Source organism: Sphaerotilus sp., from assembly GCF_041083715.1.
In the GTDB taxonomy this organism is placed as follows: Bacteria; Pseudomonadota; Gammaproteobacteria; order Burkholderiales; family Burkholderiaceae_C; genus Sphaerotilus.
This window is the reverse complement of record NZ_JBFPGY010000300.1, coordinates 1-6,540: the sequence shown is the minus strand read 5'-3', so window position 1 is coordinate 6,540 and position 6,540 is coordinate 1. Positions and strand designations below refer to the sequence as shown.

7 protein-coding genes are annotated in these 6,540 nt (G+C 68.3%); 1 reads left to right on the top strand and 6 read right to left on the bottom strand.

Features of this window, described 5'->3' with window-relative positions; translation table 11 throughout:
• Nucleotides 1-38: 38 nt before the first annotated feature.
• Genes AB3X43_RS13995 through AB3X43_RS13980 form a run of 4 tightly spaced genes read right to left on the bottom strand, consistent with a single transcriptional unit; the run spans nucleotide 39 to nucleotide 3,555 of the window.
• Nucleotides 39-842, bottom strand: a complete 804-nt coding sequence (locus tag AB3X43_RS13995; protein WP_369430473.1) for a 3-methyl-2-oxobutanoate hydroxymethyltransferase — start codon at nucleotides 840-842, stop codon at nucleotides 39-41.
• 11 nt (nucleotides 843-853) lie between these two features.
• On the bottom strand, nucleotides 854-2,101 hold the full coding sequence (locus tag AB3X43_RS13990; RefSeq protein ID WP_369430472.1) for an NAD(P)/FAD-dependent oxidoreductase: 1,248 nt from the start codon (nucleotides 2,099-2,101) through the stop codon (nucleotides 854-856).
• Between the two features lie 13 nt (nucleotides 2,102-2,114).
• Entirely contained in the window at nucleotides 2,115-2,423 is a 309-nt protein-coding gene (locus AB3X43_RS13985) for a MocE family 2Fe-2S type ferredoxin (protein WP_369430471.1), read from the bottom strand.
• A 58-nt stretch (nucleotides 2,424-2,481) separates the two neighbouring features.
• Nucleotides 2,482-3,555, bottom strand: a complete 1,074-nt coding sequence (locus AB3X43_RS13980; RefSeq protein WP_369430470.1) for a fatty acid desaturase family protein — start codon at nucleotides 3,553-3,555, stop codon at nucleotides 2,482-2,484.
• A 184-nt stretch (nucleotides 3,556-3,739) separates the two neighbouring features.
• On the opposite strand from AB3X43_RS13980, the gene AB3X43_RS13975 reads away from it, so the two are divergent.
• Nucleotides 3,740-4,792 (top strand): LacI family DNA-binding transcriptional regulator, encoded by a 1,053-nt coding sequence (locus AB3X43_RS13975; protein ID WP_369430469.1) that lies wholly within the window; start codon nucleotides 3,740-3,742, stop codon nucleotides 4,790-4,792.
• 103 nt (nucleotides 4,793-4,895) lie between these two features.
• Here the strand turns inward: AB3X43_RS13975 and AB3X43_RS13970 are convergent, their stop codons facing one another.
• Together AB3X43_RS13970 and AB3X43_RS13965 are read right to left on the bottom strand one after the other, a co-directional pair.
• On the bottom strand, nucleotides 4,896-5,921 hold the full coding sequence (locus AB3X43_RS13970) for an ABC transporter permease (RefSeq protein ID WP_369430468.1): 1,026 nt from the start codon (nucleotides 5,919-5,921) through the stop codon (nucleotides 4,896-4,898).
• Between the two features lie 54 nt (nucleotides 5,922-5,975).
• The coding region (locus tag AB3X43_RS13965; protein WP_369430467.1) for an ATP-binding cassette domain-containing protein at nucleotides 5,976-6,540 on the bottom strand (565 nt) is incomplete at its 5' end.

The following is a 6,540-nucleotide window of genomic DNA, read 5'->3' as shown; positions in this document are numbered from 1 at the left end:
GGTGAGGATGTAGGACGGTGACGTCATGGTGGACGGACTCAGGGCTGCTGGTCGAGAAACTGGGTGAACTGGTCGAGCACTTCCGGTGCGACCGAGACGTTGTGCCGGGCTTGCGGGTAGGCGCCGCTGACCACGTCCTGGCGGTACTCGGTGAAGGCGGCGATGCGCTCGGCCTGCAGGCGGGCGTACTCGACGGCGAAGTGGCGGTAGACCTTGGCGTGGCGCGGGATGTGGCCGGTGTTCGCGCCGAGCACGTCGCTGGCGAACAGGTACTGCGCGTCGCCCCCGGCGCCGGCGCCCATCGAGATCAGCAGCAGGCTGGTGCGCTTCGAGATCGCCGCGGCGATGTCGGCCGGCACGACTTCGATCTCGGCCGCGAAGGCGCCGGCCTCTTCGAGCGCCTTGACCTGGCGGTACACGAGCTGCGCCGTCTCCAGCGTCTTGCCGACGGCCTTGAAGCCCCCGGTCCAGGTGCATTGCGAGGGGATCAGCCCGGTGTGGCCGCAGACGGGGATGCCCTCGTCGCGCAACCGGCGCACGATGCCCATGCTCGCCGCGCAGTAGACAGCATCCCCGCCGGCTTTCATCGCGGCGAATGCGGCGCGCAGATACTCCTCGGCGCTGACGAAGTCACCGTATTCGAGGCCGGGAACGGCGAAGAGCGTCGGCGCCGCCTCGCGGAAGGCCGGGCCGAGCAGCCCGGGAGGCACCGACACCAGGTCCACACCGGCCTGCTGCGCGGCAGCGGCCTCGTCGAGCGTCTCGACGCGCAGCATGCTGAGTTGGCGCTGGCCCTTGAGGGCGCGCAGGTCGGCGATCGTCGAACGTTGGGGCTTTTTCATGGGAGAGGCTCTCAGACCAGGGATTTGAGTTTGACGCCGACATCGGCCAGCGCCTCAGGCGACGGCTGGCGGCGCCGCTCGACGAGCATCCGTGCCAGCTTGAGTTCCTTGGCAACGACCGACACCGGGCCGAAGCCACTGGCGCCGACCAGCCGCCCGTCGGCGTCGAGGTGGAAATCGATCAGGGCCGCGTCGCCGAGCGGGCGCGTCACGGTGGTCACGCCGAGCGCCGGCTCGCCGCTGACCTGGAGCTGGTGGTCGTACTGGTCGGACCAGAACCATGGCGCGGCATCGAAGGCCACACCCTGGCCGAGCATGTTGGCGGCGGCGACCCGGGCCTGGGTTTCGGCGTTCTGCCAGGTTTCCTGGCGGATCGGCGCGCCATTGACCGGACTGGGAAATTCGGCGACATCACCGGCCGCGTAGATGCCGGGCGCGCTGGTGGCGAGCTGCGCATCGACCACGATGCCGCGCTGCACGGTCAGACCGGCCTGCACCGCCAGTTCGACCGCTGGAGCGATCCCGATGCCGACGATCACGGTGTCGGCGCAGAACGCCGTGCCGTCATCCAGGGCCACCCGTGTCGAGCCATCGGGCTGGCGCTCGAAGGCGGTCGGCAGGGTGCCCAGACGGACATCGACACCGTGCGCCCGGTGCAGTGCCAGCACCCGTGCGCCGATCGCCTCGGGGACGGCCCGGCCGAGCAGCCGCGGCGCACCTTCGATCACCGTGACCTCGCAGCCCCGCTGGCGCGCGGACGCCGCCACTTCCAGTCCGATGAAACCACCGCCGACGATGGCGACCCGCGCGCCAGGCTGCAACTGCGCGGCGATCTGCGCGGCGTCGTCGAGCGTGCGCAGGCCCAGGATGCCCGGCAGATCCGCGCCGGGGAGATCGAGCCGCCGCAGGTGCCCGCCCGTGGCCAGCAGCAGCGCCTCGTAGGCGACACGCCGCTCGGCGCGCTGCGGCCCGCCGGTGAGCACCACCTCGCGCCGCGCCGGATCGATCGACTCGACCCAGGCGACGACATGGCTGATCTGGTCGGCGTCGTAGTCCTGCACCGGGCGCAGTGCGCACGATGCGGCGTCCTGCTGGCCGGTCAGCAGGCCCTTGGACAGCGGCGGACGCTCGTAGGGCAGGTGCGGCTCGGCACCGATCAGCAGGATCGGGCCGGTCCAGCCGAATGCACGCAGCGCCTGCGCGGCCCGGCCGCCGACATGGCCGGCACCGACGATCACCATTGCGCGGGGAGATGCCATGGTCCGGCCCAGGTCAGACTTCGATGAAGACGCGACCACCCTCGACCTTGGCCGGGTAGGTCTTGAGGCCCACGCAGACCGGGGCGCCCAGGGGGCGGCCGTCGCGGATGTCGAAGCGGCCGTTGTGCTTGGGACACTCGATGACGTGCTCCATCACCAGGCCATCGCACAGGTGCACCTTCTCGTGGGTGCACAGGCCGTCGGTGGCGTAGACCCGGCCGTCCACGCGGTAGACGGCGTAGGTGTGGCCGGCGTGGTCGAAGCGGGAGACATCCTCGTCGTCGATGTCGTCGAGGGGGCAGACGTTGATCCAGGTGGACATGGTGAGAAGCTCCGGGTGGGTGCCCGCTGACGCGGGCATGGCGATGGGGCGCAGAGGATCAGAACGCACGCACAGGCAGCGGGCGCACCACGTGCCACGTCGGCTCGCGGCGCTGGCGCCACAGCGCGGGCAGGATCTCGCGGTAGGCCTCGACCGTGCCGCGGTAGGCGGGCGGGCAGTCGGCCTGGATGGCGGCGTGCAGTTTCGGCAGCGCGTGGTAGGGCACCATGGGGTACATGTGGTGCTCGACGTGGTAGTTCATGTTCCAGTAGAGAAAGCGGAACACCGGGTTCATGTGGACGGTGCGGCAGTTGCGGCGGTGGTCGAGCACGTTCTCGGGGAGGCCGGCATGCTGCGTCAGGCCGAAGAAGTTGTAGAGCCAGGCACCGGCCATCGACGGAAGTCCGACGAAGAAGAACGGCAGCCAGCTCTGGAAGTGGAGCGCCACGCCGATCAGCGCCGCGTAGATCACCAGCCAGATCCGCGCCTCGCGCACCATCTTCGGCCACTCCATCTCGGGCACGAAGGTCTTCTCCTCGGCGCTCAGGTGGCCGAAGGCGTTGGCGAAGAGACGGGCGTATTCGGTGGGCGCGTTCTTGATCGCGAAGCAGTTCAGCGCCATCGTCGGCAGATCGGTCGGCACCGGAGCGGCGATCTCGGGATCGCGGCCGACGACCAGCGTGTCGGTGTGGTGGCGGGTGTGGCTCCAGCGCCAGCGGGTCGGGCGGCGCAGCACCATGAAGCTGGCGACCTGGTAGAGCGCCTCGCTCATCCAGCGGGTCTTGAAGCAGGTGCCGTGGCTCGCCTCGTGCCAGCGCGAGTCGGCCGGGCCGCAGTAGAGCGTGGCGTACAGGAAAAATGCCGCAGCGAACCAGCCCGTGCCCCAGGCCAGCGCCATCAGCACGCCCGCGGCGATCACCAGCGCAAACCACAGCAGCGTGTCGCGGATGCCATGGGCGTCGTCACGCTGCATCAACTGCTTCATCAGCGGACGCGGCACCGGGCACTTGTACCAGTCGCCGCCGACCAGTCCGGCCGCGGCCGCATGTTCACTGGCGCCGCCGATCAGTCGGTAGTCGTCGCGGCTTGGCCCGCTGGAGGTCATCGGGGAGTGGAGGCTAGGGTTGTTCATTTAGCATGCATCCTGGAAAAAATTTTCCAAAACAGAATGATGCGCATCCTAAGGACACCAGCCAAGCCCCACAATCAAAACACATCATTTACTATCAGAAGACATCACACATTTGGGGCAGCATCATGTCATTTTCATCATTGATGCCATTTTCGCATCGGGATTACCCGAACAGGAGCCACCAATGAGCCGCCGCCCCACCCTCGCCGCCGTGGCCGAGGCCGCGGGCGTCAGCACGGCCACCGTGGACCGCATGCTCAACAGCCGCCTGCCGGTGCGCGAGGCCACCGCGCTGCGCATCATCGAAGCGGCCGAGCGCATCGGGTACCACGGCGCCCCCCTGATGCGGTTGCGCCTGCAGGAACGCGCCGACCGCACCGTGCGCACGCTGGGCTTCTGTCTGCTGCGGAGGCATGAGGCGTTCTACCAGGCCCTCGGGCGCGAGTTGAACGCTGCCACAGCCCGCCACCCGTCGCCGGGCGTCGCGGTGATCGAGTACATGGACGCCGTGGAGCCGGCAGCCATCGCCCAGCAACTGCTCGACCTGGGGCGCGAGGTGGACGCGCTGGCCGTGGTCGCCGTTGATCATCCGCATGTCACAGCCGCCATCGAAGCCCTGCACGCCGCAGGCAAACCGGTCTTCACGCTGCTGTCCGACCTGAGCACGCCCTTGCGCGCGGGCTTCGTCGGCGTCGACCCGCGCAAGAGCGGGCGCACAGCGGCATGGGCGGTGAGCCGGCTGGCGAAGGCGCCGGGGCCGGTGGCGGTGTTCGTCGGCAGCCACCGCTACCTCGGGCACGAGGCCTGCGAGATGAGCTTTCGGGCCTATCTGCGCGAGCATGCGCCCGCGTTCCGGGTGCTCGACACCCAGGTGAACCTGGAAGACGCCCAGATCGCCCACGAAGCCACGCTCGACCTGCTGCGCCGCCACCCGGATCTGGCCGGCATCTACGACGCGGGCGGCGGCGGCGCCAGCGGCATGGTGCGCGCCCTGCGCGCCGAACGGCCACCCGGCCATCCGCTTGGCCATGTCGTCACGGTCTGCAACGAGCTGACCGACGGACACCGCGCAGCCCTGGTGGACGGCGTGGTCGATCTGGTGCTGGTCACGCCGATGGCACGCATCACGCAGACGGTGGTGGGCGCCATGCATGCGGCGCTCGACCAGCCACAGGCCCTGCCCCGGGCGATGCAGATGACGGTCCCGGTCGAGGTCTGCACGGCGGAGAACATCTGATCTGGCGGGACACCCCACGACCAGCAACAAGGCGCGCGACCTTCGCCGCGCGCCTTGCACCTGCCGACGACCGGTCACACCCGGTCCATCCACCATCCACCATTCAGCTGCGGCGCTGACGCTGCCGGTACTGGTCGACCACCACGGCCGCGACGATGATCGCGCCCTTGACCATCTCCTGGTAGTAGGCATCGATGCGGATGAAGGTGAAGCCCGAGGTCATCACGCCCAGGATCAGCACACCGATCACCGTGCCCGTGATCCGGCCGATGCCCCCCGACAGCGAGGTACCGCCGATGACGACCGCGGCAATCGCGTCCAGCTCGTACATCACGCCCATGCCCGACTGACCCGAGATCGCGCGCGCCGCCGTCACGCTGCCGGCGATGCCACTGAGCAGACCCGCAATCGTGTAGACCCAGATCAGGTGCCGGTTGACGTTGATGCCCGAGACGATCGCCGCCTGGCGGTTGGCGCCGATGGCATAGGTGAACTTGCCGAAGCGGGTGTAGCGCAGCACCACATGGAAGATCCCTGCCACCACCAGGAAGATGAACACCGGGTTGGCACCCGATCCGATCCAGGCGAAATCGTCGGTGAGCATCGACACCGGCATGCCGCCCGTGAACCACTTGGCGAAGCCGCGTGCAGCCACCATCGTGCCCAGCGTGGCAATGAAGGGCGGGATCGCGGTGAAGGCGATCAGCGAGCCGTTGAGCAGACCGATCAGCAGCCCGATCGTGGTCCCCGCCAGCAGCGGCCAGACCATGGGCAGATCGGTCAGGTGCGGGAACACGGCGCGCGGAAAGTCCGACACCTGCGCCAGGCTGGCCGAGACCACCGCCGCCGCCGCCACGACCGAGCCCGAGGACAGGTCGATGCCGCTGGTGATGATGACCAGGTTCACGCCGATGGCGATGACGCCGATCACCGCCATCTGCAGGATGATGATCTGCAGCCGCTCGGGGTTCATCAGGAAGCTCTGGCCGTTGATCCACCAGCCCAGCGCCTCGAAGAACAGGCTGATGCCGACCAGCACCAGGAAAATGCCCAGCTCGGGCGGCCAGCGCCGCGGCGGCGGCTTGAAGGTCATGGACTGCGCGCCCACGCTCGGGTTACCAACGGACATGGCTTTTCTCCAACTTGTCGAATCTGTCGAACTTGTCGTGTTCGGTGTGTTTGTTCACTGCGAGGCCAGTTCCATGATGCGGACCTGATCGGCTTCGGCACGGTCGACGATGCCGGTCATGCGGCCCTCGTGCATCACCATCACCCGGTCGCTCATGCCCAGCACCTCGGGCAGCTCCGACGAGATCATCAGCACCGCCACGCCCCGTCCGGCCAGCTCGCTGACCAGCCGGTGGATCTCGGCCTTGGCGCCGACGTCGATGCCGCGTGTCGGCTCGTCGAGGATCAGGATCTTCGGCTGCGTCAGCAGCCAGCGGCCGATCAGCACCTTCTGCTGGTTGCCGCCCGAAAGGTTCTGGATGACCTCATTCATGCCGGGAGTCTTCACGCGCAAGGTCTGGCTCATCGCCTCGCAGTCGCGCTGCAACGCCCCTTGCTGGACGAATCCGTACTTCACATAGCGCTGGCTCAGCACCGCCGATTCCATGTTCGACAGCACGTCGAGGATCAGGAAGCAGCCCGAGTCCTTGCGGTCCTCGGTCAGGAACGCCATGCCTTGGCGCATCGCCGCCGACGGCGAACCGATGGCCACAGGCTGCCCGCCGATGCGGATCTCGCCC